This is a genomic window from Brevibacterium sp. p3-SID960 (genome assembly GCF_025144725.1).
GTDB lineage: Bacteria > Actinomycetota > Actinomycetes > Actinomycetales > Brevibacteriaceae > Brevibacterium.
On the sequence record NZ_JALXKS010000025.1, the window covers coordinates 1 to 25879 of the forward strand.

Below are 25879 nucleotides of genomic sequence, written 5' to 3' on the forward strand. Positions count from 1 at the left end.
GCCCTTCACTGTGTTCTGCCGGTGTGCGGGTCAGTTCTGCTGGCCGGCCTGGCGTTCGGCGATCTCGACGACGTTGCGCAGCAGCAGCGCGCGGGTCATCGGCCCGACTCCGCCGGGGTTCGGCGACAGCCAGCCGGCCACCTCGGCCACAGCGGGGTCGACGTCACCGGTGATCCTGCCTTTGCCGGTCTCCTCGTCGACGACGCGGGAGACCCCGACGTCGAGGACGACGGCACCGGGCCTGACCGCCCCGGGCTTGACCAGGTGGGCCGAGCCGGCAGCGGCGACGATGACGTCCGCCTGTTGCAGCAGCTCATTGAGGTTCCGGGTGCCGGTGTGGGTCAGGGTGACCGTCGCGTTGTGATCGCGGCGGGTGAGCAGCGAGCCGATCGACCGACCGACGGTGACGCCGCGGCCGATGACGACGACGTGCTGGCCGGCCAGGTCGATGCCGGCCCGGTCGATGAGCTCGATGACACCGCGCGGAGTGCACGGCAGCGGCGAGTCGATCGGACGGTTGACGTTGAGCATCAGCCGGCCGAGGTTCATCGGATGCAGGCCGTCGGCGTCCTTGTCCGGGTCGATGCGCTCCAAGATCGCATCGGTGTCGATGTGACCTGGCAGCGGCAGCTGGACGATGTAGGCGGTGCACTCGTCATCGGCGTTGAGCTCGTCGATGACCGCTTCGAGGTCTGCCTGGCTGATGTCCTCGGGCAGGTCGCGGCGGATCGAGCGGATCCCGACCTGCTCGCAGTCGCGGTGCTTGCCGGCCACATAGGACTGGGAGCCGGGATCCTCACCGACGAGCACGGTGCCGAGCCCGGGTGTGTGCCCTGACTCAGCCAGCGTGCGCACCCGTCCGGCGAGTTCATCCTTGATGTCCTTAGCTGCTGCCTTGCCGTCGAGTCTCTGCGCAGTCATCAGTACTGGCTCAGTCCTTCGTAGAGCGGGAAGTCCCCGGTCAGCTTCGCCACCCGGGCCTTGAGGGCCTCAACGTCCGGGCTGGGCTTGAGCGACTCGGCGATGATGTCGGCGACCTCGGTGAACTCGTTCGCCCCGAAACCGCGGGTCGCCAGCGCCGGGGTGCCGATGCGCAGTCCCGAGGTGACCATCGGCGGACGCGGGTCGAAGGGCACCGCGTTGCGGTTGACGGTGATGCCGACCTCGTGCAGAAGGTCCTCGGCCTGCTGTCCGTCGAGAGCGGAGTCGCGCAGGTCGACGAGCGTGAGATGAACATCGGTGCCGCCGGTGAGGACGGAGACGCCGGCGGCGGCGACATCGGGTTCGAGGAGACGCTCAGCGAGGATCTTCGCACCTTCGACGGTGCGCTCCTGGCGCTCCTTGAACTCCTCGGCGCCGGCCAGCTTGAAGGCCACGGCCTTGGCAGCGACGACGTGCATGAGCGGCCCGCCCTGCTGACCGGGGAACACCGCCGAGTTGAGCTTCTTGGCGTGCTCGGGGTCGCGGGAGAGGATGAAGCCCGAGCGCGGGCCGCCGATCGTCTTGTGCACCGTCGAGGACACGACATCGGCGTGCGGGACCGGGTTGGGGTGCAGGCCGGCGGCGACGAGGCCTGCGAAGTGTGCCATATCGACCCACAGGGCGGCACCGACCTCATCGGCGATTTCGCGGAAGGCGGCGAAGTCGAGCTGGCGGGGGTAAGCCGACCAGCCTGCGACGATGACCTTCGGGCGGCTGGCGAGCGCCTGCTCGCGGACCTTGTCCATGTCCACCCGGTAGGTGTCGGGATCGACTTCGTAAGCTGAGACCTCGTAGAGGCGGCCGGAGAAGTTGATCTTCATGCCGTGGGTCAGGTGGCCGCCGTGGGCGAGGCTGAGGCCGAGCAGTCCGTCACCGGCGCGGGCGAAGGCGTGCATGACAGCGGCATTGGCCGAGGCACCCGAGTGCGGCTGGACGTTGGCGTACTCGGCGCCGAACAGGCTCTTGGCACGGTCGATGGCGAGGTTCTCGGCGATGTCGACGGCTTCGCAGCCGCCGTAGTAGCGACGGCCCGGGTAGCCCTCGGCGTACTTGTTCGTCAGCACCGACCCCTGCGCCTGCAGCACTGCAGTGGGGACGAAGTTCTCCGAGGCGATCATCTCGAGCGTGCCGCGCTGGCGGTCGAGCTCCTGGTCGAGGACGGAAGCGATCTCCGGGTCGATCTGATCGATCGAGGCGTTCATGGTCGACGCATCGTTCATTCCGGCGACTCCTTGCAAGACGGGAATTATTTGGGATTCGATAGCGGGCGGCCCGGCTCCACCGCCGGCATGGTACTCGCCAGGGACAACTCTAACAGCCGGAAACCGCCCCAGGGCGGGCGTCTCATGCACACTCCCACACCGGATCAGCACACGCACCCAGCTGGCGAGGTCGAGATCAGGCGCCGGCGCACGCGCGCCCGGCCTACACTAGGGGGCTATGCAGACCTCCGCCTCGCTCAGCACGCCCGCCACCGCGGTTCCAGCCGCCAGCCCATCCCCCGCCTCGGGCGCGGACACGGCTCCTGAATGGGTGCTCTCGATCGCCTGCCCCGACCAGGGCGGCATCGTCCACGCCGTGTCCGGGATGCTCGTGGGGATCGATGCCACGATCACCGAATCGCAGCAGTTCGGCTCACCGGACACCCACCAGTTCTTCCTGCGTCTGCAGTTTCGCACCCGCACCGGTGAGGAGGCCATCCGGGCAGCGCTCGCCCCGGTCGCTCAGCGGCTGAACATGTCCGCTGAGCTGCACCGGGCCGACCGGCGGCTGCGCACACTCGTCATGGTGTCGAAGGCCGGCCACTGCCTCAACAGCCTGCTGTTCCACACCGGGTCCGGGGCACTGCCGATCGACATCGCTGCGGTGGCCGGCAACCATGAGGTGCTCGCCCCGATGGCCGAGCACGCCGGGGTGCCCTTCCACCACATCCCCGTGTCTGCTGAGACGAAGGCCTCCGCCGAGGCGGAGCTGCTGCGGCTGGTCGATGAGCTCGACATCGAACTCGTCGTCCTCGCCCGCTATATGCAGATCCTCTCCCCCGCCCTGTGCGAGCGGATGGCCGGGCGGATCATCAACATCCACCATTCCTTCCTGCCCAGTTTCAAGGGCGCCCGCCCCTACCATCAGGCCCACGACCGCGGGGTCAAGATCATCGGTGCGACCGCCCACTACGTCACCGACGACCTCGATGAGGGCCCGATCATCGAACAGGACGTCGTGCGCGTCGAGCACCGCCACACCCCGGCCCAATTCATCCGCTTCGGCCAAGACGTCGAGGCAGCAGTGCTCTCACGAGCCGTCGGCTGGCATGCCGAGGGCCGGGTGCTCCTCGACGGGCACCGCACCGTCGTCTTCGACTGAATTCGGCTCGACCACCGGGGTGGAATCGGGTTCGGTTCGGTCACCCGGACCCTGTTGCCCGCCGGGGTGGAAGCGAGTTCGGCTGCCCGCAGGAAAGCGGGTTCGGTTACGGGCACATCGCGGGGATGTTGCCGAACGGTCACACGCAGACTCTGTCGCCGGCGCGCGCGGAGCCGTAGATTGACTCTATGAGCAATCTCGGAAGCGGTGACTCCCTCCGGCAGCCGGTGATCAAGCGCGGGCCGGTCAACCTCGCCCGCCAGGCGCTGCTGCGGCTGACGAACCTCGGCCTGACGACCGCCTACACCGCCTATCGGGCGCATCCGGCGCTGTGGCGGCTGACGGCCCGGAACTATCGACCGGGTCTGGAGCGCTTCGCGAAGCTGAACGCGTGGATGATCTGCCAGCAGGCCAGCCTCGATGTGCCGGCCTATCAGGACCATCTCGTCGCCAACGGCTACGCGTTCCGCTGGTGGGACCTCGACAGCTACCCGCAGACCTCGAAGTCCGGGTATGTCAGCGCCTACTCCGAGGAGGACCGGTGCTGGAAAGGCCGCATCGACATGGTCGGCACCGTCGTCGACGAGTCCTCCGGCTCCTCGGGCACACCGTACAACTGGATGCGTTCGAAGAAGGAGCTGGCGACCGTGCACAAGAACGTCGCCGGCTATGTCACGTTCCTGTTCGGAGCCGAAGACCTCTTCTGCATCAACGCCTTCTCGATGGGCGCCTGGGCGACGGGCACGAACACTGGCCTGGCGATGGCGAAGGTCGCGATGGTGAAGAACACCGGCCCCGACCTGGAGAAGATCCTCGACACGCTGCGCCACTTCGGCCCACGCCACACCTACCTCATCAGCGCCTATCCCCCGTTCCTCAAGCACCTCGTCGACCGGATGGACGCGGAGGACCCCGCGTACTGGGATGAGTTCCGGTTCAACGGGTTCGTCGGCGGGGAGGCGATGACCGAGGGTCTGCGCGACTATGTGCAGAAGCGCTTCGAACGCGTCTACTCCGGCTATGGCGCCTCGGATCTGACGATCGGGATGGCCGGTGAGACCGATGTGGCCGTCGAGATCCGCCGCGAACTCACCCGCAACCACGCCTTCCGCACCGCCCTGCTGGGCACCGGCGAAGACCGCACCCCGATGATCTTCCAGTACAACCCCCTGGAGACCTACCTGGAGACCACCGCTGACGGCGAACTCGTCGTCACCATCAACTCCGCCTCGGTCATGAGCCCCAGGCTGCGCTACAACATCGGCGATGAGGCCACACTCATCGACTTTCCCGATATGGTCGCCGTCACCCGCCGGTTCCCCGAGCTGTCCGCCCGGCTGTCGGCAGCGTTTCGCCGGCAGGGGATGCGGCTGCCGTTTGTGCTGCTGTACGGCCGGGCGGATTCGACGATCTCGTATATGGGCGCGAACATCTACCCGCTCGATGTCGAGAACGGCCTGTACCGCGATGAGCGCTTCGCCGGACTCATCGAGTCCTTCCGCATCGAACTGCGCGACCACGGCGAGCTGGAGGTCCGCCCGGCCCTGCATGTGCAGCTGCGCGACACAGCTGAGGCCCGGGCGCTGAGCGAGGGCGAGCGCACCGAGATGGCCCACGCACTCACCTCGGGGGTGCTCGGCCACCTGACGGAGGTGTCCCGGGACTTCAAGCAGTCCCTGGAGGAGGACGCCTCGGCGGCGGAGATCCACCTGGAGCTCCACGACCACGGCACCGGCCCGTTCACCAGCGGGCAGACGAAGATCAAGAACGTCTACCTCATGACGGAGGACTGATCATGCGCACGACTGACTTCTCCCGCACGCCGCCGCAGGGCCGGGCCGGTTCGGTGTTCCTCGGCTGCAACGAATACCGCTCCCTGACGGCGATCGCCGGTCAGCTGCGGCGCTGGCCGAAGCTCGCCCGCGCCCTCAAACGGGCGCCGGGCTACCTGTGGCATCGCAGCTACTACGAGTTCCCCAACCGCATCGGGCTCGTCGTCGCCTTCGAGTCCCAGGACGACCTCATGCGGTTCGCCCGCACGCACGAGCATCACGAGATCATGCGCTGGCTGGTGGGCCGCGGTGATGAGTCCCCGGCTCGCGGCGGTTTCATCCGCATCCTCACCGCCGAGGAGTGGGGATACACGAACGGGATCTTCCGCGCCGAGGACGCAGCCACCGGGATGATCGACCGGTTCTCCCCTGTTGCCGGTGAGACCGCCGCCGAGGCGCCGGTGACCGCGGGCACCGGCCCGCACCTGGGTGACAGTCGCTGATGCTCATCACCGTCTCCGAAGTCTCCACCCGGGCTGAGCTGCGCGAATTCCTCGACTTCCCCGCCACACTGGCAGCCAGCCAGGGTGGGGCCGATCACTGGGTGCCGCTGCTGCGCTCGGATATCACCGCCTGGTGGACCGGCCGCTCCTGGTTTCCCGATGATGTCACCCTGCTCATCGCCAAGGATCCCGGCGGCCGAGTCGTCGGACGCACCACCGCCCACCGGTATCCGGCACTCGATGAGCGGCTCTCAGGCCGACTGCGCCGCAGGCTGACGCCGCCGGAGGTGCAGGCCGGCGTCGTCGACGACTGGCAGCACCGGCAGGTGCGCGCCCAGTTGTTCGGCGCGACCGAGTTCGAGTCCCCATCAGCAGCTGAGGCGCTCTTCGCCGAGCTCGAGGCCCGCGCGCAGGCGGCCGGCTGCACCCACCTGTTCGGGCCGGTGTCCCTGCTGCCGAACCAGACCGGCGGTGTGGTGGTCAACGGGCACCAGCACCCCGGCTTCTTCGACACCGCCTGGAACACCGCAGCCACTGCCAAGGCTTATGAGACGGCCGGGTTCCACCGCTGGGGCGGCGGACACACCTGGGAGGTCGAGCTCGCTGACGTCCCCGCCGCCCGAGCGACCGCGCCGAGTCAGGCCGAGTGCGCGGCCGCCGGCGTGCGGATCACCACGCCGTCCCGATTCGGGCTCGCCCGCGCACTCGGCCGCATCCGCCCGACGATGAACGCCGCCTTCGATGTGCTGGCCTACTACACGCAGATCACGGACGCTCAGTTCGCCTCCCAGGTCCAGGGGCTGGGGCTGCTCATGGATCCCGGCCTCATCGTCACCGCCGAGGACCTCGATGCCGGTTCAGCCGACCCGGCGGCTGCGTTCATCCTCACCGTGCCCGACCCGGTCCGCGTGCTGCGAGCCACCGGCGGGCGCCTCAATGCCACGGCTGCAGCACTATTGGCGCGTCAGCAGCTCACCGGGCGCGCCGCCTCGGGCACGGGACGCGATGCGGTGCTCATCGTCCAGGCCGCCCACCCGGAGGCGCAGGGCCGCGGGCTCGTGTCGCTGCTGGCGCGGAAGATGTACTCTGAACTCGTGCGCAAGGGCTACCGGCGGCTGCGCGTGACGTTCGTCGGTGATGACAATCTCGGTTCTTCGGCCGTGCCCGGCAGGGCCGGCGGCCACTGGCTTCACGAACTCCGCTTCTTCTTCCGCGAGGTGCATGCATGACCCGACCGCTGACCGCCGAGACGATCGAGGGTCTCTTCGACATCGCCTCCCGCGCCCCGAGCGCTCACAACACACAGCCGTGGCTGCCGCGGCTGCTGGAGATCACCGAGGCTGGGGCCAGGATCCGGGTGCGCACTGATGCCGAGCGGACCCTGCCGGTCAGCGATGAGCACGGCGCGGACCTGGGCATGTCGCTCGGCTGCTGGGTCGAGGCGTGTACGATCGCTGCGGCCGAGGAGGGCCTGCGGCTGTGTGAGCTCACGGTCACCGGTGAGCGGCATGACGTGACGATCACGTTCCTGCTGACACCCGCCGGGTCCGAGCCCGCAGGCGATGCGGCGCCCCCGGCCGACGGAGCGGGTCCTTCCGATGCGCCGGATCCTTCCGATGCGCCGGATCCGTCCGATGCGGAGGTCTCGGCGGGGTTCGCGGTCGCCGAGGTGCTGACCCGGCAGATTGATCGCGGTCGGCTGCGCCGCGACACCGCAGCGGTCGAGGCGGCCGTGGCCGAGTATGCCGCGCTGCGCCCGCAGGCGATCCTCGATCGCACCGCCCACGGCGAGGTGCATCGGCAGGAACCCGACGACCGGATCTCTGGCATCGTCATCGCGCAGGTGCCGGAGGCGATCTGGGTGAAAGCCGCCCGCTATGCGCAGTCGGCGCCGTTCGAGCCGCGGGAGGCCTTCGATGAGACTGTGCGCTGGCTGCGGCTCGATGACCGTGATCCCCGCTATCAGGAGGACGGGCTGACGGCTGAGACCCTGCGCCTGCCGCGACGGACTGGCCGGCTTGCGGCCCGGTTGCTCGGCGGAGATGAGGCACCGGATGGGGCCCGTGACCGGTTGCGCGCCATCCTCGTGACCGCCAGTGCCTGGTCGACGATGCTGCCGACGTTCATCACTCGCCGCGCCCCGGACCGGCTGGCGCTGGCGATCGAGGCCCGGCATCCCAGTGAGGTCAGCGCTCAACGCTGGGTGCTGCTGGGCCGGGAGCTCATGCGGCTGTGGCTCGTCTTCGCCCGTCACGGCCTGCGGGTCTCAGTCGAGTCGCAGCTGAAGGATGTGCAGCTGCCGGCGGCGATGCTTGCCGATGTGCTGCGCCGCACGGCACCGGCCCGCGATGGCGGGAAGCCGGTCTACCAGCCTTTCACCGCTTTCTCGGTGGGACGGTCGACCGGCTCCGTGCCCCGCTCACCGCGGCTGCGCTGAACGAGTCACTTCTTCTTCCTGCGCCGGCGGCGGCTGCCTGCGATCTTGCGCGTCACCGCGGTGACGGCTGCACCGAGCAGAGTGCTGGCCAGGCCGACGAGCAGTGCCCGGCCCTCCTGCGGCGAACGGCCCTGCTGCTTGCGCTTCTTCCTGTTCCTCAGCGACATGTGCGCTCCTTTCCGGACGCGGCCCGCATGTGATGACAGGCCGGTATGCGTCAATGTCCCTTGATGGTAGCGTCCGACCCTGACGGTTCGTCCAGAGCGGCCTGCACCTGCGGTATGAATGCACTGCAGGCCCGGAACCTCAGCGGTTCCGGGCCTGCGATGCTCAGCGGGACGCTGCGGGACGCTCAGCGACTCACTTCTCGTCGTCTGCCTTCTCGACGTCGTCGGCCTTCTCAGCATCCTCAGACTGCTCGGCGGCTTCCTGTGCCTCGTCGTCCTGGGCACCGGAGGTGACGTCCGGCTCGACCTCGGGGGTCTCGTCGTCACCGGTGGCGCCCTCAGCCGTGGTGTCTTCGGCCTTCGGCTCATCGGCAGCGGCGGCCTTGGTGGCCTCCTCGGCTTCCTTCACCGTGGCCTGCTTGGGCGAGTAGGCCTCGAGCACGAGCTCGATGACGGCCATCGGGGCGTTATCGCCCTTGCGCGGGCCGATCTTGGTGATGCGGGTGTAGCCGCCGGGACGCTCAGCGACAGCCGGGGCGATCGAGGTGAACAGCTCGTGGACGACGGACTTGTCGCCGATCTGCTGCATGACACGGCGGCGAGCAGCCAGGTCACCGCGCTTGGCGAAGGTGATGAGACGCTCGGCGACCGGGCGCAGGCGCTTGGCCTTCGTCACCGTCGTGGTGATGGACTTGTTCTCGAAGAGCTGGGACGCCATGTTGTTCAGCATCGCCCGCTCGTGCGCCGGGGAGCCGCCGAGGCGGTTGCCCTTGGTAGGCGTAGGCATTGTTTATCTCCTTGAAATCTCTGTTCGGTCAGCCGCTCAGTACTGCTCGTCGTCGACGTAGCTCATCTCTTCGCCAGCCTCGCCGTAGCCCGCAGGGCTGTCCTTGAGGCTGAGTCCGAGCTCGTTGAGCTTGGCCTTGACTTCGTCGATGGACTTCGAACCGAAGTTGCGGATGTCCATGAGGTCTGCTTCGCTGCGGGCGACCAGTTCTCCGACGGTGTGGATGCCTTCACGCTTGAGGCAGTTGTAGGACCGGACGGTGAGGTCGAGGTCCTCGATCGCCAGAGCGAGATCGGCGGCCAGGGCAGCGTCCACCGGCGAGGGGCCGATGTCGATGCCTTCGGCTTCGACGTTGAGCTCGCGGGCCAGGCCGAAGAGCTCGACGAGGGTCTTGCCGGCCGAGGCGACGGCGTCGCGCGGGGCGATCGACGGCTTCGTCTCGACATCGACGATGAGACGGTCGAAGTCAGTGCGCTGTTCGACACGAGTGGCTTCGACCTTGTAGGTGACCTTGAGCACCGGCGAGTAGATCGAGTCGACTGGGATCCGGCCGATCTCGGCGTCGGCGTTCTTGTTCTGCGCAGCAGACACGTAGCCGCGACCGCGCTCGATGGTCAGCTCCATGTCGAGGCGGCCGTCTTCGTTGAGCGTGGCGATGTAGAGCTCGGGGTTGTGAATCTCCACACCGGCCGGGGCCGAGATGTCCTCAGCGGTGACCGTGCCCGGGCCCTGCTTGCGCAGGTAGGCCACGACCGGCTCGTCGAACTCCGAGGAGACGACGAGGGACTTGAGGTTGAGGATGAATTCGGTGACATCCTCCTTCACTCCGGGCACCGTGGTGAACTCGTGCAGCACGCCATCGACGCGGATGCTCGTAACCGAGGCACCGGGGATGGACGAGAGCAGGGTCCGACGCAGCGAGTTGCCGAGGGTGTATCCGAAACCGGGCTCGAGCGGCTCGATGACGAAGCGCGATCGATTGGCTGATACAGCCTCTTCCGTGAGCGTGGGGCGCTGTGCAATGAGCACGTGGGCTTCCTTTCAGCGAGCATCCGCTATATGACGCTCGCATGCACTAGTTGAGTAATTCAGTACTCGTAACGCTTGCGGGTGGTGGACAGTGCGTCCGGTCCCCCGTGCCCGAGGCGTCGGCTCACCTGCCAGCAGGCGGCCCGCCTCGGGAGGGAGAACCGGAGAGGCTCAGCCGCGGCGGCGCTTCGGCGGGCGGCAGCCGTTGTGCGGCGTCGGGGTGACGTCCTGGATGGTGCCCAGCTCGAGGCCGGCGGCCTGGAGCGAGCGGATCGCGGTCTCGCGTCCCGATCCCGGGCCCTTGACGAAGACGTCGACCTTCTTCAGGCCCATCTCCATGGCGCGGCGGGCAGCGGACTCAGCGGCCATCTGTGCGGCGTACGGGGTGGACTTGCGCGATCCCTTGAAGCCGACCTCACCGGCGGAAGCCCAGGAGATCACAGCTCCTGTGGGGTCGGTGATCGAAACGATCGTGTTGTTGAACGTGGACTTGATGTGGGCCTGGCCGTTGACGATGTTCTTCTTATCGCGACGACGCGGCTTGCGCACTGCTCCTGCGCGTGACTTGGGAGGCATAGATCTCAAACTCCTGATCGAGGGTGTTCGGTGAAAGCGGGATTACTTCTTCTTACCGGCAACCGTGCGCTTCGGGCCCTTGCGGGTGCGCGCATTGGTCTTGGTGCGCTGACCGCGCACCGGCAGGCCGCGGCGGTGGCGCAGGCCTGCATAGCAGCCGATCTCAACCTTGCGGCGGATGTCGGCGGCCACTTCGCGGCGCAGGTCGCCTTCCACCTTGAACGTTCCCTCGATGTAGTCGCGCAGCTGCACGAGCTCATCATCGCTGAGGTCCTTGACGCGGGTGTGCGGGTCGATCCCGGTCTCGGTCAGGGTCTGGCTCGCACGAGTGCGGCCCACACCATAGATGTATGTCAGGGCGACTTCCACGCGCTTCTCACGCGGGAGATCGACTCCGGCAAGACGTGCCATAAGTTCTTACTCCGTGTTTTCGTTGTCGAAGGTGCTTGCTCAGACCTGTCCCGGGTGTCCCGGGTCCCCGGCCTCCGAACCGGGGGTGTCGTCCTGCTGCCTGTCAGGCTGGGCCTGGCCTGCCGCAGGGGGCGAGGTCTGCTTGGGTGTGGTGCTCGCAGCTGCTTTCAGCAGGAGCGAACGGGAGTCTGCGTGAAGTGAGCGATCAGCCCTGGCGCTGCTTGTGGCGCGGGTTGTCGCAGATCACCATGACGCGGCTGTGACGCCGAATCACCTTGCACTTCTCGCAGACCTTCTTGACGCTGGGGTGAACCTTCATCGTGAGTCCTTCTTGCTGACTGCGAAAACCCCAGGAGGGTCCCTGGGGGCGACGCAGAATAGCGGTCGAAAAGATCTGTTACTTGTACCGGTAGACGATGCGACCGCGGGACAGGTCGTAGGGAGAGAGCTCCACCACGACGCGATCCTCGGGGAGAATGCGGATGTAGTGCTGGCGCATCTTTCCGGAGATGTGCGCCAGAACCTTGTGCCCGTTGGTCAGCTCCACCCGGAACGAGGCGTTCGGGAGTGCTTCGACAACGGTTCCTTCGATCTCAATGACCCCTTCTTTTTTGGCCATATCGTTCGTCAACCCCATTTTCCCGCAGACATGCTGCGTTCGTTCGTGTCTCAGGCCCGCTTCGGCTGCCCGGGTGGGACCTGATTCGACCGGCAGTCCTGACCCGGAGTGTCCGATTCCGCACGGCTCACCGGATGGGCTAAGCTACCCGGAGAAAGACGGAACTGGCATGTCCAGAGGTCACAGACCAATCCACCACTCTACACGAAACCGCGTGTTCGTGCCACTGATTTCTGCGCCCGCGACTGCGCCCTTCCTCACGCCCGCTGATGCCGGTGCGCTCAATGCCGAGCTGTCAGGCGAACCGGATTCCCGTTTCATGCTTCTCCCCCGCCTGCTGCGCCGGGCAGGCTTCTATCACCACCGCGCCGCGCGTGCGATCGAGGCGCTCATTCCCGCCTCCGCGCCCGAGGCGGCAGCCGCCCTGGCAGCGCTGCCCGCCTTGGAGCCCCGGGCGCGCGGATCCCAGACTCTCGACGCCGGCGTCGAGGTGCCGACGGGCTCGGACGGCCGGGTCGTCGAGTCTCCTGTCGAGGTGCAGCAGGGAAGGCTGGGCGACTGCTGGTTCATCGCGGCCCTCGCCGCCTGTGAGCACACCCGGCCCGGTTTCACCGCCTCACTCATAGACCAGCTGCCCAATGGGCTCATCCAGGTGCGGCTGCACACCGGGCTGCGGCCGCGGGCGGTGACGATCTCCCCGGTCGTGCCCGCCCAGCACCGCACCGGGGACTCCCGGGGCCGGGCGAATCTCGCCAGTCTTGTCGAGAAGGCGGCCGCGGTCACCTTCGGGCGCGGCAGCTACACCGGGATCGAGCACGGGTTCTCCGGAAACGCCTTCTATCTGCTCACCGGTCAGGTCACTCCGGCCCGCCCGATTCCCCGGTTCGCCACCGTGGCCTCCTGGCAGGAGGCGAACCGGCCGGTGGTAGCCTCCACGCTGCTGCGCCGGAAGCCGACCCGGCTCATCCCACGTGAGGATGACCCCGCCCGGCAGATCGCGGTCATGAATGGCCACGTCTACGTCGTATGCGGCATCGCTCGGGTCGATGAGGACGGCCGGCCGTTGCCCGACGGTGCCGGCCCGCTGCGCATCCATCTGCGCAACCCGCTCGGCGGCGCCGATCCGCGACCGGGTTCCCGTCATCCGCGGCGCACCGACCTGTACCTGTCCCAGGCGCAGTTCCGGCGGATATTCCTGTCGGTCAACGTCGGGCCAGTACTCACCGACCCCTGACAGCGGCGCTGTTGCCCTGCTGCTGGACTCACGCACGCGGCCGATTCCAGACACGCCGCAGGGGCGGCCTCCGAAGAGACCGCCCCTGGGATCGCTCACCATGAGCCGTGCGGCTCAGGTGTCAGCTGATCACTCAGCCGTCCGAGGAGATTCGGCGCGACTTGTACAGTGCTGCGGAACCGCCGCCGATGAGAGCGAGGATGAGCAGCAGGTACGGCATGATCTCGGCACCGGTGCGCGGAAGCTTGCCGTCTCTGTCGGCGTTCTTATCGCGGCCGTCGTCCTTCTTGCCATTGCCGTCGTCGTCGGATCCCTTGTCGTCCTTGTCGGTGTCGCCACCGCCGTTGGAGTCATCGTCGTCATCGCCCTTGGGGTTGTCATCGCGCATGACCTCAAGGAAGTCAGCGGCAACGACATCGCCGGCGGCGTTGACGAGGGTGACCTCGTACGTGCCGGGCTTAGCGTCTTCCGGGACGGTGAACTGACCGGCAGCGTTGCCGCCGTTGTCCATCGTGCCCTCAGCGACCTTCGTGCCGTCGAAGGCGATGGTGTAGTCATCGACATCGTCCTGGTGCTCAGCGGTGTAGAGCAGCTTCTCACCAGCGTGTGCCTTGCCGGTCGAGATCGAGAAGCCAGACGAGCGGAACGTCTCGACCTTGCACTGAGTCGTGAGCGTCACGTCGTTGCCGCGATCATCCTTGACGGTATCGGGCTTGTCGAGCGTGTTGCCGTAGTCGCCGTCCTTCGGAACGTCACCGTTGATGAGGAAGTCGTTGACGGTGTCGTCGACGCAGGTCATGTTCGGGTCGCGTTTCATGTACGAGGTGTGCGAAGCACCTGAGGCAGACAGCAGGGTGCCGTCGATGACGCGGGCGAGCTTGACGCCAGCCGGGTACGGGGTGGCCGAGTCATGCGTCGTCGAGACGACGAGGATGTTCGGCACCTTCGTCAGCTTCTCCGGAGCGGGCAGGGTGCCCTTGAACTGCCAGAAGTCGCAGTAGTCGTACTCACCCGGAGTCTTCGACGAACGCTGGAACGGAGCGGCCTCGTCGTAGCGCTCAGCGAAGTCACGTGCCTTCTCGATGTCAGGCATGTCGCCGTAGCTGTTGGCATCGGTGCAGCGGATGTTGGTGAATGCCTGAAGCATCGGCGCGTAGTGGCCGCTCTCATCGCGCTCATTGTATTCGTCAGCCAGCTGCATGAGCATGCCGGCAGTCTCACCCTGCTTGAGCTCGGCCAGCCCGTAGGCCAGCTGCGGCCACAGCGTCTCGGAGTACAGTGCCTGGAAGACACCGGTGCGGCCATCAGCGAAGGAGACCATCCGCTCGTCGTTCGGCTGACCGGTCGGCAGAGGCTTGGACTCAAGCGTCTGCAGCAGCTTGGCGTTCGCATCGGTGAGCTGATCGACATCCTCGACACCATCGCCGAGCGCACAGCTGAAGGTCTCGTCAGCGATCGGGCTGTCACCGAAGACCTCTGGCCACAGCTCGCCCCAGGTCTTGTTCTGCGCGCCCTTGGCGGTGCAGTCCTTGGCGAACTGTTCGAAGGTGTTCTGGAAGCCAGCACCCTGGTTGATGGTCTTGTCCTCGTCATCAGCCGGATCGTCGCTGTCGGCGGTGCCGCTGGGATCGAAGTAGTTCTCGGAGGCGGCGTTGATCGCCTTCATCGCAGCCAGCTCGTCGACCTTGCCGGGATCGACGACGCCGTCGAGCACGAGGCGACCGACATTGGCCTGGAACTTCTGCGAGTAGACGTAACCGAGGCGGGTGCCGTAGGAGAAGCCGATGAAGTTGAGCTTCTCATCGCCGAATGCCGAGCGCATGAGGTCCATGTCGCCGACAGCATCCCAGGTGCCCAGGTGCTGCATGAGCTTCTTCTGCCCAGCCTCACCGAGATCGAAGGCCTTGCCGGTGTTTTCGAAGCAGTCATCGGCGAAGCGCTCGGTCTGCTCCTTGAGTGCATCTTCGACTTCCTCGCGGGTCTCCTTGCCGTGCGGGTTGGACTCGCGGTCCTTGTCGATCTGCTCATCAGAGGAGCACTGCGAGAACGGCATCGAGGCACCGGTGCCGCGCGGGTCGAAGCCGAGCATGTCGTATTCGGCTGCCAGGTCGGGCTCGTAGAGCGCGCCGGCGACCGACAGGGTCATGCCGGAGCCGCCCGGGCCGCCCGGGTTCCACAGCACGGTGCCGCGCGGGTTCTCGTTCTCGACGAACGTGCCGTTCTCAACCTTGCCGGCTCTGACCTTCATGACCGACACCGCGATGTTGCCTGCACTCGGGTCCTCGGCATCGATCGGCATGATGACGTAACCGCATTCAGGCGCGCGGCCGATCCGCTCTTCGAAGTCAGGCTGACCGAGCTTCTCGCAGTTGCCTGCCGAGAGGTTGAGCGCCTGGCCGTAATGCTTCTCCAGGCCCTTCGGGACGTTTCCGGTGCTCGTGCCACCGGCGGCCGGCTCAGGGATCTCGTAGGTGCCGTCGCCGTCGGCGTCGAACAGCTCCTTGGCCAGCTGGGGGTAGTACTCGTCGAGGCCGTCCTCGCGGACACCGCTCTGCTCCTCATCGGCATCTGGACCGTCTGCATCGGTGTCGGACTCCTCGCCAGCGTCCGGGGCCTGTGCGTCTTCCTCCTCCTCGACGGTGAAGGTCTTATCGGAGCTCATGAGGTTGTCGTCGCCGCCGGTGATCGCGTAGACACCCGGCGCGAGGTCCTCGACTTCGAGGGTTTCCTCTGCCGTCCCGTCTTCCCCGATCGTGACGTCAGTGTCGGTGCCCTCGACGATTTCGCTGTTCTGGGCGTGCTTGAGCCTGAGGGTGAGGACATCGCCGGCCTCGCCCTTGACGGTGACGGGGATTTCGAGTGTCTCTGCCTCGGCCATCGTCGTCTCACCGGTGTAGGCGATGGTGAGCTTGTCGACCATGTCGGTGGGGTTCGTCGTCGATTCGGGGGCCGTCCGGGGCGCGCTCTCTGCCGGCTGCGACGGTGCAGCGAGGACAGAGGTGCCGAATCCAAGGGTCATCGCCAGAGTCACAGTCGTAGCGACGCCGGCGGTGCGCATTCTGCGCAGCGCCGGCGGTGTCTGTGGTGAATCAGTCATACCCGAGAGCCTATTGCGAAAAGTGTGCGACTTGTGACCTTTCTCTCATGCTTTGTGGAGGTGCGAACATCGCCGCTGGTCAGCGAATCGATCTATGACGAAAGTAGTAGTGTTTTCTGCGCATCTGGGTCTGGATTCCGCTGCTGAAGTCCGCGTTTTCGGCGCGTGCGCTGTCAGCGCTAGGCTGGATGTCGGCAACCACACCGAAGAGAGGCTGGATGTCGGCAATGACGCCGAAGAGAGGACAGATCAGGTGAAGGAATATACGCCCGCGGAGCTCGTCGACCGCGGATCGGTCAAGTGGACGACATTCCCCGGAACGCTCGGGGCGTTCATCGCCGAGGCCGATTTCGGCACGGCACCCTGTGTGCACGATGCGCTGGAGGAGCTGACCGCCAAGGAGCTCTTCACCTACGCTCCCCAGGCAATGCACGCTGAGGCCCGTCAGGCCACCGCTGAGTTCCATGCCCGCCGCTACGGATGGGACATCTCCCCCGGCGACATCGACTTCGCCCCCGATGTCCTCTCAGCGCTGCTGGCAACCCTCGATCTGTTCTCGCCGCCGGAGGCCCCGGTCGTACTGCTGACGCCGGCGTACATGCCGTTCTTCACCGCCCCGGCCACCCGCGACCGCGTGGTGCGCGAGGTGCCGCTCATCCGCACGTCCGATGCCTGGGAGATCGACTTCGACGCCCTCGATGCCGCTCTCGAACCCGGTGCCGTGTTCCTGCACTGCAATCCGCACAATCCGGTCGGCAAGGTCTACACATGCGCTGAGCACGAGCGGATCGCTGAACTCATCGAGAAGAACGACGCGCGCGTGTTCTCCGATGAGATCCATGCCCAGCTCGTCTTCGACGGCCAGCAACACGTTCCCTACGCCACCGTGTCCGAGGCGGCGGGCCGGCACACGATCACTGCAACCTCGTGCTCGAAGGCCTTCAACATCCCCGGGCTCAAATGCGCGCAGGTGCTCTTCACCAACCCCGAGCACCGGGATGTCTACCGGGATCGGGCGCGCTTCGTCTCCGGTGCTGCAGCGAACCCGGGACTGGTGGCCACGACAGCGGCCTACCGCGACGGCGACGAATGGCTCGGCCGTTTCATCGACTACCTCGACGGCAATCGCAAGCTTATGGCCGAGCTGGTGGACAGGCATCTGCCTCAGGCGTCCTACCTTGTGCCGCAGGGCACCTACATCGCCTGGCTCGACCTGCGCGCCTACGATATCGGCGAGGACGCCGCAGCGTTCCTGCGCGAGCACGCGAAGGTCGCGCTCACAAACGGTCAGGAATGCGGACGTGTGGGTGCTGGCTGCGTGCGCGTGAACATGGCGACGACCAGCGCTATCCTCACCGAGATCGTCGAACGGGTTGCGAAGGCCTGTCAGCCGCACTGATCGGCTCACCCCACGGCACGCAGTCGATGAGGTCAGCGCCGGAACCCTGCTGGGCCGCCTTCTGGCCGTCGACTGAGCAGCGTCGGCCGAAGACGTCGAGGAGCTGGCCCATGAGTGCACCGAGCTCCTGTCCGGGGCGCGGACCGTCGACGAGCTCAGCGGTCATGTCGCCCAGTTGGCGATGAGTCACGGTGCCGTTGGTCTCAGCCCTCCAGCGGCGCCGGTGTGATGCCGTAGGGCGCCAGGCCCGCGGCTCCCCCGTCGGGTGCGGTGAGCACCCAGATGCCCTTGGAGTGCCGCGCGACGGTATGCTCCCAGTGCGAGGCGTGCGAGCCGTCCTTCGTCACGACGGTCCAGTCGTCGTCAAGCACCTCGGATGCGGCAGAGCCGCTGGCGGTGAGCATCGGTTCGATGCACAGCACGAGTCCGGGCTTGATCTTGGGACCGAGCTGTTTGGCTGCGTAGTTGAGCACTTCCGGTTCCATGTGCATCTGGGATCCGATGCCATGGCCGGTGTACTCCATGATGAGACCAAAACCGCGCGAGCGCTGCGTGCCGAGCGATTCGCTCAGGGCGGCTGCACTGCCGAGATCGTCGACGGTCTCCTCGATCGCCGCACCGATCTCGCCGACGCGGGTCGCAGTGGCAAAGGCGGCGATGCCCGCCCACATGGCCGCCTCGGTGACCCGGGAGAGCTGCCGGTCCTCGGCACTGGCAGCTTCTTCGCCGCCGACGAAGACCGTCATCGCCGAGTCTCCATGGAAGCCGCCGACGATTGCGCCTCCGTCGATGGAGACGATGTCTCCGGCTTCGAGCACCCGGTCGCCGGGGATGCCGTGGACGATCTCCTCATTGACCGACACGCACAGGGTGCCGGGGAAGCCGTGGTAGCCCTTGAAGTTCGAGCGCGCGCCGGCCTCGGCGATCGCGCGGGCGCCGGCGGCGTCGACATCGGCGGTGGTGGCACCGGGCACACACGCCGCACGGGCGGCCTCCAGGGCCGCCCGTGTGACGAGACCAGCCTTGCGCATGGTCGTGATCTGTGCCGGGGTCTTGAGCTCCAGGCGCGGTCCGAACATCAGACGTCGATGGCCTTGACGATGCGCTCGGTGATGGCGTCGACGTCACCGAGGCCGTCGACCTGACGCAGCAGGCCGCGCTCAGCGTAGATGTCGGTCAGCGGCTGGGTCTGCTCGGCGTAGACGTCGAGGCGGTGGCGGATGACGTCTTCGGTGTCGTCACTGCGGCCCTGCAGCTGGGCGCGGGCGAGCAGACGCTCAACGACCTCATCGGTGTCTGCGGTGAGCTCGACGACATGGTCGAGCTTCTCCCCCATGCCCTCGAGCATGCGGTCGAGTTCGGCGACCTGCGCTTCGGTGCGCGGGTAGCCGTCGAGCAGGAAGCCGGCCTGCGCATCATCCTGTCCGAGGCGGTCCTGGACCATCGAGTTGGTGACCTCGTCAGGCACGTACTCGCCGGCGTCCATGTACCGCTTGGCGGTCTTGCCGAGTTCGGTCTCTCCGGCGACATTGGCGCGGAAGATGTCACCGGTCGAGATCGCCGGGATGCCGAGCTTCTCGCTCAGCTTGGCGGCCTGGGTGCCTTTGCCGGCACCGGGCGGGCCGATGAGGATGATGCGTACGCTCATGTGCTTCCTTTCATAGGAGTGTGCCCCCATTCTACGACCGGCCAGCCGGCCGGTGAGGCGGCGGGGGCACCTGGGTGCCCACCGCCTCGGGCCCGGCAGCCCGGGGGGATGCGGCACCCGCGGCGATCAGCGCAGCAGGCCCTCGTAGTGGCGCTGCTGCATCTGCGAATCGATCTGCTTGACCGTCTCCAGGCCGACGCCGACGACGATGAGGATCGAGGTGCCGCCGAACGGGAAGTCCTGGTTCGCGCCGATGAGGACAAGCGCGATGAGCGGGATCATCGCGATGACCGCGAGGTAGAGCGAACCGGGGAAGGTGATGCGGGTGAGCACGTAGCTGAGGTAGCGCTCGGTCGGCTTGCCGGCGCGGATGCCGGGGATGAAGCCGCCGTACTTCTTCATGTTGTCGGCGACCTCTTCGGGGTTGAAGGTGATCGCGACGTAGAAGTAGGCGAAGAAGATCGTAAGCAGGAAGTACACGGCCATGTACAGCGGGTGGTCACCGGAGGTGAAGTACTTGTTGATCCACTGCACCCACGCCGACTCCGGGTCGCCGAACTGGGAGATGAGGCTCGGCAGGTACAGCACCGAGGAGGCGAAGATGACCGGGATGACGCCGGCCTGGTTGACCTTGATCGGAATGTAGGTGGAGGTGCCCCCGAACATGCGGCGGCCTACCATCCGCTTGGCGTACTGGACCGGGATACGGCGCTGGGACTGCTCGACGAACACGACGAGGGTGACGATCGCCAGGCCGACGAGCATCACGATGGCGAAGATGTCGATGCCCTGGGTGCGCAGGATGCCGCCGAAGGATGCCGGGAAGCCAGCGGCTACGGCGGTGAAGATCATCAGCGACATGCCGTTGCCGACACCGCGCTCGGTGATCTGCTCGCCCATCCACATGATGAGGCCGGTGCCGGCGGTCAGCGTCAGCACGATGATGCCGATGCCCCACCAGGTGTCGTTGACGATGAGGTTCTGGCAGGCTGCGACGTTCCCGAAGAGCGCACCGGAGCGCACGGTCGTCACGAGAGTCGTCGCGTTGAGCAGGCCGAGGCCGATCGTCATGTAGCGGGTGTACTGGGTCAGCTTCGCCTGACCGGAGGCACCTTCCTTGTGGAGGGCCTCGAAGCGCGGGATGACCACGCGCAGCAGCTGGGTGATGATGCTGGCGGTGATGTAGGGCATGATGCCGAGCGCGAAGATCGACAGCTGCAGCAGCGCGCCGCCGCTGAAGAGATTGATGAGCCCGAAGGCACCCTGCGTCATCTGCGGGGAGGCGACGCATTCCTGCACCTGCCCGTAGTCGATGCCGGGAGCTGGGATGAAGACGCCGATGCGGTAGAGCACAACGATGCCGAGAGTGAAGAGGAGTTTGTTCCTCAGATCGGGCGTTTTGAAAGCCCGCCCAATTGCGCCGAGCAAGCGTCCTCCTGGGGATCTTCACCTCGGGCAGGCAGGCAGCGGTGGCTGCTCGAGGGCCCGAGAATTCGTTCAAGTCTTTGAGTACCTGACCGACCTTATCAGGACTCGCCTGCCAGAGAGCAATCGGAAAGCGAGAATTTCGGCGCGGAGACGGGGCTCGGCTGCCGTGGCCGGAGATGCGAAGAGGGAGGCCCGCACGAGACGGACCTCCCTCTTCATCTCAGAGCGAGGCTCTGCAGACGGTGAGGACAGATCCTCAGCGCGTCGTGGTCGAGCCGCCGGCCGCTGCGATCTTCTCGGCTGCAGAGCCGGAGAACTTGTCAGCGGTGATGTTGACGGCCACGGAGATCTCTCCGGTGCCGAGCACCTTGACCGGCTGGTTGGCGCGCACTGCGCCCTTGGCGACGAGGTCTTCAACCGTCACGTCTCCGCCGTTAGGGAAGAGCGACGACAGCTTGTCGAGATTGACAACCTGGTAGTGAACCTTGTTCGGGTTCTTGAAGCCGCGCAGCTTCGGCAGGCGCATGTGCAGCGGGGTCTGTCCACCTTCGAAGCCGTGCGGCACCTGGTAACGGGCCTTGGTGCCCTTGGTGCCGCGACCGGCGGTCTTGCCCTTCGACGCCTCACCGCGGCCCACGCGGGTCTTGGCGGTGTTGGAGCCGGGAGCAGGACGCAGATGGTGGAGCTTGAGTGCCTTCTCATCTGCCATTTCAGTCCACCTCTTCACATGTGACCAGGTGGCGCACGACGTTGACCATGCCGCGGACTTCCGGGCTGTCCTCACGCGTGACAGAATCGTTGATCCGCTTCAGACCGAGGGTCCGCAGCGTATCGCGCTGGTTCTGCTTGCCACCGATTGTCGATTTGACCTGGGTAATCTTCAGCTGTGCCATCACGCCTTCGCCCCGCTTTCGGCTGCCCGCAGCATGGCGCGCGGCGCAACTTCGTCGACCGGGAGGCCGCGGCGTGCTGCCACTTCCTCAGGACGCTCGAGGCCCTTGAGGGCGGCGATGGCCGCGTGCACGATGTTGATCGCGTTGGCCGAGCCCAGGGACTTCGAGAGGATGTCGTGGATGCCAGCGCAGTCGAGGACGGCGCGGACCGGACCACCGGCGATCACACCGGTGCCCGGTGCGGCCGGACGCAGGAGGACGACGCCGGCGGCGTCTTCGCCCTGCACCGGGTGCGGGATGGTCTTCTGGATGCGCGGGACGCGGAAGAAGTTCTTCTTCGCCTCTTCGACACCCTTGGCAATGGCGGCCGGAACTTCCTTCGCCTTGCCGTAGCCCATGCCGACCATGCCGTCGCCGTCGCCGACGACGACGAGAGCGGTGAACGAGAAACGACGCCCGCCCTTGACAACCTTCGACACACGGTTGATGGTCACGACATGCTCGATGAACTGGTTCTTGTCGTCACGGTCTCCGCGACCGCCCCGACGTCCGCCGCCTTCACCGCGTCCGCGGCCACGACCGCGGCCGCGCTGGTCGTCCTGCTTGGCGGTGTTCTCGGTGCTGGTGACCTGCTGGTCCTTGTTCTCTTCAGTGCTCACAGGGACAGTCCTCCTTCACGGGCACCCTCGGCGATCGCTGCCACGCGTCCGTGATAGGCGTTGCCGCCACGGTCGAACACGACAGCCTCGATACCGGCTGCTTTCGCACGCTCGGCGACGAGTTCGCCAACCTTGCGAGCCTTTGCGGTCTTGTCGTCGCTCGATGCGCGCAGATCGGCTTCCATGGTCGAGGCCGAGGCGAGCGTCTTGCCGACGGAGTCGTCGACGACCTGGACGAACATGTGCCGCGACGAACGGTTCACGACGAGGCGCGGACGTTCGGCGGTGCCGGAGATGTGCTTGCGCAGGCGAGCGTGGCGGCGGGCACGAGCGGCAGCCTTGCCCTTGCCGTAGCTCTTCTTCATTCCGAAGGCCATGATTACTTACCAGCCTTTCCAACCTTGCGGCGAATCTGTTCGCCGGCGTAGCGCACGCCCTTGCCCTTGTAGGGCTCCGGCTTGCGCAGCTTGCGGATGTTCGCTGCGGTCTCTCCGACGAGCTGCTTATCGATGCCGGTGACGGTCACCTTGTTCGATCCCTCGACCTGGAAGGTGATGCCCTCCGGCGGTTCGACGGTGATCGTGTGGCTGTAGCCGAGGGAGAACTCGAGGTTCTGGCCCTTGGCCTGCACACGGTAACCGGTGCCGACGATCTCGAGCTGCTTGGAGTAGCCATCGGTGACGCCGATGATCTGATTGTTGATCAGGGTGCGGGTCAGGCCGTGCAGGGCACGGGACTCGCGCTCATCGTTGGGGCGCTCGACGGTCAGCGTGCCGTCGTCGAGCTTCACCGAGATGGGCTCCGGGATGGTGACCGAGAGATTGCCCTTCGGTCCCTTGACGTCGAGCTCGGGGCCGTTGATGTTGACCTCAACACCAGACGGAACGGAGATCGGCTGCTTGCCAATGCGTGACATTGCTTGCTCTCCTTCCCTTACCAGACGTAGGCGAGGACTTCTCCGCCCACGCCCTTCTTTGCGGCTTGCTTGTCAGTCAGCAGACCCGAGGAGGTCGACAGGATCGCGATGCCCAGACCACCGAGGACCTTCGGGAGGTTGGTGGACTTGGCGTAGACCCGCAGACCCGGCTTCGAGATGCGGCGCAGACCGGCGATCGAACGCTCACGGTTCGGACCGAACTTCAGGTCGAGCATGAGCTTCTTTCCGACCTCGGCGTCTTCGACGCTCCAGTCGGCGATGAAGCCCTCTGCCTTGAGGATCTGGGCGATGCTGGACTTCAGCTTGCTGTACGGCATGCTGACATCCTCGTGATACGCCGAGTTGGCGTTGCGCAGACGCGTAAGCATGTCTGCGACGGGATCAGTCATTGTCATGTGGGCTTCTGCCCTTCCTCGTTGCGGTTTCCTGCCGGGCGTCCGGCCGGACCTGCAACGTAGTGCTTAATTGGTCTTGAACGGGAAGCCGAGGTGGCGGAGCAGCGCACGGCCTTCGTCGTCGGTCTTGGCGGTCGTGACAACCGTGATGTCCATACCGCGCACGCGGTCGATGGCATCCTGGTTGATCTCGTGGAACATCGACTGCTCGGTCAGGCCGAACGTGTAGTTGCCGTTGCCGTCGAACTGGCGGTCCGAGAGTCCGCGGAAGTCGCGGATACGCGGCAGTGCCAGCGAGACGACGCGGTCGAGGAACTCCCACATGCGGGCGCCGCGCATGGTGACGTGTGCGCCGATGGGCTGTCCTTCACGCAGCTTGAACTGGGCGATCGACTTCTTGGCCTTCGTCACGACCGGCTTCTGACCGGTGATGAGGGTCAGGTCGCGGATCGCGCCTTCGATGAGCTTCGAGTCGCGGGCGGCGTCTCCGACACCCATGTTGACGACGACCTTGGTCAGGGTCGGAACCTGCATCGGGTTCGAGTAGCCGAACTCGTCCTGCAGCTTCGCCACGATCTCTTCGCGGTAGACCTGCTTGAGACGCGGCAGGGGACGGTTCTGCACAGTGGTGTCAGTCATCAGATGTCCTCCCCGGTCCGGCGCGAGATGCGGACCCGCACGGTGCGCTTGCGACCGTCGCGGTCAACGACCTCTTCGCGGTATCCCACGCGAGTCGGCTTGTTGTCCGTCGGGTCGACCAGCATGACGTTGGAAATGTGGATCGGCGCTTCGTGGATCTCGATGCCTCCGGCGGTTGCGCCCGAGGCTGTCTGTCCGGCGCGCTTGTGCTTGCTCACGCGGTTGACGCCTTCGACGAGAACTCGGTTGGTATCCGGGAAGACGGCCAGAACCTTGCCCTGCTTGCCGCGGTCGCCGCCGCGCTCCTGACGAGCACCCGAGATGACCTGGACGAGGTCGCCCTTCTTGATCTTGAGCTTGTTCGCCATACTCACAGCACCTCCGGAGCGAGCGAGATGATCTTCATGAACTTCTTGTCGCGCAGCTCGCGACCGACCGGTCCGAAGATACGTGTTCCACGGGGCTCGCCGTCGGTCTTGAGGATGACGGCTGCGTTCTCGTCGAATGAAATGTACGAGCCGTCGTTGCGACGGCGTTCCTTGCGGGTGCGGACGATGACGGCCTTGACCACATCGCCCTTCTTGACGTTGCCACCGGGAATAGCGTCCTTGACGGTGGCGACGATGGTGTCGCCGATTCCGGCGTAACGTCGACCTGAACCGCCGAGAATCCGGATGGCCAGGATCTCCTTGGCACCGGTGTTGTCGGCGACTTTGAGTCGCGACTCCTGCTGGATCACTTGTTCTCTCCTGTCGTCGCGTCGGTTCTCACCGATCTGATGAGCCTGACGGAACGTCTGTATTCTTCATGTCCGCCCCAGGCCCGGTGGCCGCCGCGGATAAGACGGGACCGGGAGGGTGATGGGGCGTCAGCTGAGCTGGACGCCCGCCGAGGCACCGGTGGAACCGGTGCCTCGTCGAGCAAACCACACCATCTTACTTGGCGCGCTCGATGATTTCAACGAGACGCCAGCGCTTGGTGGCCGACAGCGGACGGGTCTCGGCGATCCGAACGAGGTCGCCGATGCCGGCGGTGTTGTCCTCGTCGTGTGCCTTGAGCTTGCTCGTCGTGCGCATGATCTTGCCGTAGAGGCGGTGCATCTTGCGGTCTTCGACCTCGACGACGATGGTTTTGTTCATCTTGTCCGAAACGACGTAGCCGCGAGCGGTCTTGCGCGACCCGCGTTCCGGAGCGGCTTCAGCCTGTGCCGGCTGAGTCTTCTGCTCGGCCATTACTTATCCTCTTCCTTGGCAGCTGCCGGGTTCGAGCGGATCTCGAGCTCGCGCTCACGCAGCACGGTGTAGATCCGTGCGATGTCGCGCCGGACGGCCTTGAGGCGTCCGTGGCTTTCGAGCTGACCAGTGGCGGACTGGAACCGGAGGTTGAACAGTTCGGCTTTGGCCTTCTTCAGTTCTTCGACAAGACGGTCATTGTCGAAGCCGTCGAGGGCGTCCATGTTGAGTTCCTTGGAACCGATCGCCATTGTCATTCACCACCTTCACGCGACACAATGCGAGCCTTGAGCGGAAGCTTGTGGATGGCCAGGCGCAGTGCCTCGCGTGCCACTTCTTCCGAAACGCCGGCGATCTCAAACATGATGCGACCCGGCTTGACGTTTGCAACCCACCATTCCGGCGAGCCCTTACCGGAGCCCATGCGGGTTTCGGCAGGCTTCTTGGTCAGCGGGCGGTCCGGGTAGATGTTGATCCAGACTTTGCCGCCACGCTTGATGTGACGGGTCATGGCGATACGCGCAGCCTCGATCTGACGGTTGGTGACGTACGCCGGCTCGAGAGCCTGGATGCCGTAGTCACCGAACGCCACGGTCGTGCCGCCGGTCGCCAGTCCACGCCGCCTGGGGTGGTGCTGCTTGCGGTATTTCACTCGGCGAGGGATCAGCATAG

General features: G+C 66.0%; 33 protein-coding genes. 7 read left to right on the plus strand and 26 right to left on the minus strand.

What is annotated here, in order from left to right; genetic code table 11:
* Window positions 1–30: 30 nt before the first annotated feature.
* A complete protein-coding gene (locus tag M3B11_RS08505; protein WP_259877085.1) occupies window positions 31–921 on the minus strand; it encodes a bifunctional methylenetetrahydrofolate dehydrogenase/methenyltetrahydrofolate cyclohydrolase in 891 nt (296 codons plus the stop codon).
* Window positions 921–2201 carry a serine hydroxymethyltransferase gene (glyA, locus tag M3B11_RS08510; protein WP_311197758.1) on the minus strand — a complete coding sequence of 427 codons (1281 nt, stop codon included), beginning with the start codon at window positions 2199–2201 and terminating at the stop codon, window positions 921–923. The genes M3B11_RS08505 and glyA overlap by 1 nt, the downstream gene beginning before the upstream one ends.
* A 220-nt stretch (window positions 2202–2421) precedes the next feature.
* Between glyA and purU the strand changes: the two genes are divergently transcribed.
* The 5 genes from purU (at window position 2422) to M3B11_RS08535 (ending at window position 8057) form a co-directional block, all read left to right on the plus strand.
* Window positions 2422–3345, plus strand: a complete 924-nt coding sequence (gene purU, locus M3B11_RS08515; RefSeq protein ID WP_259877086.1) for a formyltetrahydrofolate deformylase — start codon at window positions 2422–2424, stop codon at window positions 3343–3345.
* 188 nt (window positions 3346–3533) lie between these two features.
* Window positions 3534–5138 carry a phenylacetate--CoA ligase family protein gene (locus M3B11_RS08520; RefSeq protein ID WP_259877087.1) on the plus strand — a complete coding sequence of 535 codons (1605 nt, stop codon included), beginning with the start codon at window positions 3534–3536 and terminating at the stop codon, window positions 5136–5138.
* A gap of 2 nt (window positions 5139–5140) precedes the next feature.
* Complete coding sequence (locus M3B11_RS08525) at window positions 5141–5620, plus strand: antibiotic biosynthesis monooxygenase (RefSeq protein WP_259877088.1); 480 nt, start codon at window positions 5141–5143, stop codon at window positions 5618–5620.
* Window positions 5620–6849 carry a hypothetical protein gene (locus M3B11_RS08530; RefSeq protein WP_259877089.1) on the plus strand — a complete coding sequence of 410 codons (1230 nt, stop codon included), beginning with the start codon at window positions 5620–5622 and terminating at the stop codon, window positions 6847–6849. The genes M3B11_RS08525 and M3B11_RS08530 overlap by 1 nt, the downstream gene beginning before the upstream one ends.
* Window positions 6846–8057: a hypothetical protein gene (locus M3B11_RS08535; protein ID WP_259877090.1), complete on the plus strand. Its 1212-nt coding sequence runs from the start codon at window positions 6846–6848 to the stop codon at window positions 8055–8057. Before M3B11_RS08530 ends, M3B11_RS08535 begins: the two co-directional genes overlap by 4 nt.
* 5 nt (window positions 8058–8062) lie before the next feature.
* Here the strand turns inward: M3B11_RS08535 and M3B11_RS08540 are convergent, their stop codons facing one another.
* The 7 genes from M3B11_RS08540 to infA all read right to left on the minus strand — a co-directional run bounded on the left by M3B11_RS08540 (window position 8063) and on the right by infA (window position 11646).
* Window positions 8063–8224 (minus strand): hypothetical protein, encoded by a 162-nt coding sequence (locus tag M3B11_RS08540; protein ID WP_259877091.1) that lies wholly within the window; start codon window positions 8222–8224, stop codon window positions 8063–8065.
* Window positions 8225–8417: 193 nt separating this feature from the next.
* The gene (rplQ, locus tag M3B11_RS08545; protein ID WP_259844268.1) at window positions 8418–9011 is read right to left on the minus strand and encodes a 50S ribosomal protein L17; all 594 of its coding nucleotides are present in this window, start codon (window positions 9009–9011) and stop codon (window positions 8418–8420) included.
* A gap of 36 nt (window positions 9012–9047) precedes the next feature.
* Window positions 9048–10040 carry a DNA-directed RNA polymerase subunit alpha gene (locus tag M3B11_RS08550; RefSeq protein ID WP_165884695.1) on the minus strand — a complete coding sequence of 331 codons (993 nt, stop codon included), beginning with the start codon at window positions 10038–10040 and terminating at the stop codon, window positions 9048–9050.
* Between the two features lie 171 nt (window positions 10041–10211).
* Window positions 10212–10616 (minus strand): 30S ribosomal protein S11, encoded by a 405-nt coding sequence (gene rpsK / locus M3B11_RS08555; RefSeq protein ID WP_102161537.1) that lies wholly within the window; start codon window positions 10614–10616, stop codon window positions 10212–10214.
* Window positions 10617–10658: 42 nt separating this feature from the next.
* Complete coding sequence (gene rpsM, locus M3B11_RS08560; RefSeq protein WP_259877092.1) at window positions 10659–11027, minus strand: 30S ribosomal protein S13; 369 nt, start codon at window positions 11025–11027, stop codon at window positions 10659–10661.
* A 205-nt stretch (window positions 11028–11232) separates the two neighbouring features.
* A complete protein-coding gene (gene rpmJ / locus M3B11_RS08565; protein ID WP_102161533.1) occupies window positions 11233–11346 on the minus strand; it encodes a 50S ribosomal protein L36 in 114 nt (37 codons plus the stop codon).
* Between the two features lie 78 nt (window positions 11347–11424).
* Window positions 11425–11646 (minus strand): translation initiation factor IF-1, encoded by a 222-nt coding sequence (infA, locus tag M3B11_RS08570; protein ID WP_019159374.1) that lies wholly within the window; start codon window positions 11644–11646, stop codon window positions 11425–11427.
* A 220-nt stretch (window positions 11647–11866) separates the two neighbouring features.
* Here infA and M3B11_RS08575 point away from each other — a divergent pair, with 220 nt between their 5' ends.
* Window positions 11867–12880 (plus strand): C2 family cysteine protease, encoded by a 1014-nt coding sequence (locus tag M3B11_RS08575; RefSeq protein WP_259877093.1) that lies wholly within the window; start codon window positions 11867–11869, stop codon window positions 12878–12880.
* A 133-nt stretch (window positions 12881–13013) separates the two neighbouring features.
* On the opposite strand, the gene M3B11_RS08580 is transcribed toward M3B11_RS08575, so the two are convergent.
* Complete coding sequence (locus M3B11_RS08580) at window positions 13014–15977, minus strand: alpha/beta hydrolase (RefSeq protein WP_259877094.1); 2964 nt, start codon at window positions 15975–15977, stop codon at window positions 13014–13016.
* Between the two features lie 253 nt (window positions 15978–16230).
* On the opposite strand from M3B11_RS08580, the gene M3B11_RS08585 reads away from it, so the two are divergent.
* Window positions 16231–17376: a MalY/PatB family protein gene (locus M3B11_RS08585; protein ID WP_259877096.1), complete on the plus strand. Its 1146-nt coding sequence runs from the start codon at window positions 16231–16233 to the stop codon at window positions 17374–17376.
* Here the strand turns inward: M3B11_RS08585 and M3B11_RS08590 are convergent.
* The 16 genes from M3B11_RS08590 to rplP form a co-directional block, all read right to left on the minus strand.
* Complete coding sequence (locus M3B11_RS08590; RefSeq protein WP_259877097.1) at window positions 17330–17566, minus strand: hypothetical protein; 237 nt, start codon at window positions 17564–17566, stop codon at window positions 17330–17332. The genes M3B11_RS08585 and M3B11_RS08590 overlap by 47 nt on opposite strands.
* Window positions 17567–17579: 13 nt before the next feature.
* Window positions 17580–18455 carry a type I methionyl aminopeptidase gene (gene map / locus M3B11_RS08595; RefSeq protein ID WP_259877098.1) on the minus strand — a complete coding sequence of 292 codons (876 nt, stop codon included), beginning with the start codon at window positions 18453–18455 and terminating at the stop codon, window positions 17580–17582.
* On the minus strand, window positions 18455–19024 hold the full coding sequence (locus tag M3B11_RS08600; protein ID WP_259877099.1) for an adenylate kinase: 570 nt from the start codon (window positions 19022–19024) through the stop codon (window positions 18455–18457). Before M3B11_RS08600 ends, map begins: the two co-directional genes overlap by 1 nt.
* 126 nt (window positions 19025–19150) lie before the next feature.
* Window positions 19151–20452, minus strand: coding sequence for a preprotein translocase subunit SecY (gene secY, locus M3B11_RS08605; protein ID WP_259877100.1), 1302 nt, complete (start codon window positions 20450–20452; stop codon window positions 19151–19153).
* A 256-nt stretch (window positions 20453–20708) separates the two neighbouring features.
* Window positions 20709–21161, minus strand: coding sequence for a 50S ribosomal protein L15 (gene rplO, locus M3B11_RS08610; protein ID WP_102161519.1), 453 nt, complete (start codon window positions 21159–21161; stop codon window positions 20709–20711).
* A gap of 1 nt (window position 21162) precedes the next feature.
* Window positions 21163–21345, minus strand: a complete 183-nt coding sequence (gene rpmD / locus M3B11_RS08615; protein ID WP_225210439.1) for a 50S ribosomal protein L30 — start codon at window positions 21343–21345, stop codon at window positions 21163–21165.
* Window positions 21345–22004, minus strand: coding sequence for a 30S ribosomal protein S5 (gene rpsE / locus M3B11_RS08620; RefSeq protein WP_259877101.1), 660 nt, complete (start codon window positions 22002–22004; stop codon window positions 21345–21347). The genes rpmD and rpsE overlap by 1 nt, the downstream gene beginning before the upstream one ends.
* On the minus strand, window positions 22001–22381 hold the full coding sequence (gene rplR, locus M3B11_RS08625; RefSeq protein ID WP_102161513.1) for a 50S ribosomal protein L18: 381 nt from the start codon (window positions 22379–22381) through the stop codon (window positions 22001–22003). Before rplR ends, rpsE begins: the two co-directional genes overlap by 4 nt.
* A 2-nt stretch (window positions 22382–22383) precedes the next feature.
* Window positions 22384–22920: a 50S ribosomal protein L6 gene (gene rplF / locus M3B11_RS08630; protein WP_259877102.1), complete on the minus strand. Its 537-nt coding sequence runs from the start codon at window positions 22918–22920 to the stop codon at window positions 22384–22386.
* Window positions 22921–22937: 17 nt separating this feature from the next.
* Window positions 22938–23336: a 30S ribosomal protein S8 gene (gene rpsH, locus M3B11_RS08635; RefSeq protein WP_259877103.1), complete on the minus strand. Its 399-nt coding sequence runs from the start codon at window positions 23334–23336 to the stop codon at window positions 22938–22940.
* A gap of 66 nt (window positions 23337–23402) precedes the next feature.
* The gene (rplE, locus tag M3B11_RS08640) at window positions 23403–23975 is read right to left on the minus strand and encodes a 50S ribosomal protein L5 (RefSeq protein WP_259877104.1); all 573 of its coding nucleotides are present in this window, start codon (window positions 23973–23975) and stop codon (window positions 23403–23405) included.
* A complete protein-coding gene (gene rplX / locus M3B11_RS08645; RefSeq protein WP_102161507.1) occupies window positions 23975–24343 on the minus strand; it encodes a 50S ribosomal protein L24 in 369 nt (122 codons plus the stop codon). Before rplX ends, rplE begins: the two co-directional genes overlap by 1 nt.
* 2 nt (window positions 24344–24345) lie before the next feature.
* On the minus strand, window positions 24346–24714 hold the full coding sequence (gene rplN / locus M3B11_RS08650; protein ID WP_102161506.1) for a 50S ribosomal protein L14: 369 nt from the start codon (window positions 24712–24714) through the stop codon (window positions 24346–24348).
* A 196-nt stretch (window positions 24715–24910) separates the two neighbouring features.
* Window positions 24911–25207, minus strand: a complete 297-nt coding sequence (gene rpsQ / locus M3B11_RS08655; protein WP_102161504.1) for a 30S ribosomal protein S17 — start codon at window positions 25205–25207, stop codon at window positions 24911–24913.
* Window positions 25207–25458 (minus strand): 50S ribosomal protein L29, encoded by a 252-nt coding sequence (rpmC, locus tag M3B11_RS08660; RefSeq protein ID WP_102161503.1) that lies wholly within the window; start codon window positions 25456–25458, stop codon window positions 25207–25209. Before rpmC ends, rpsQ begins: the two co-directional genes overlap by 1 nt.
* Window positions 25459–25460: 2 nt before the next feature.
* Window positions 25461–25877, minus strand: a complete 417-nt coding sequence (gene rplP / locus M3B11_RS08665; protein WP_259877106.1) for a 50S ribosomal protein L16 — start codon at window positions 25875–25877, stop codon at window positions 25461–25463.
* Between the last annotated feature and the right edge of the window lie 2 nt (window positions 25878–25879).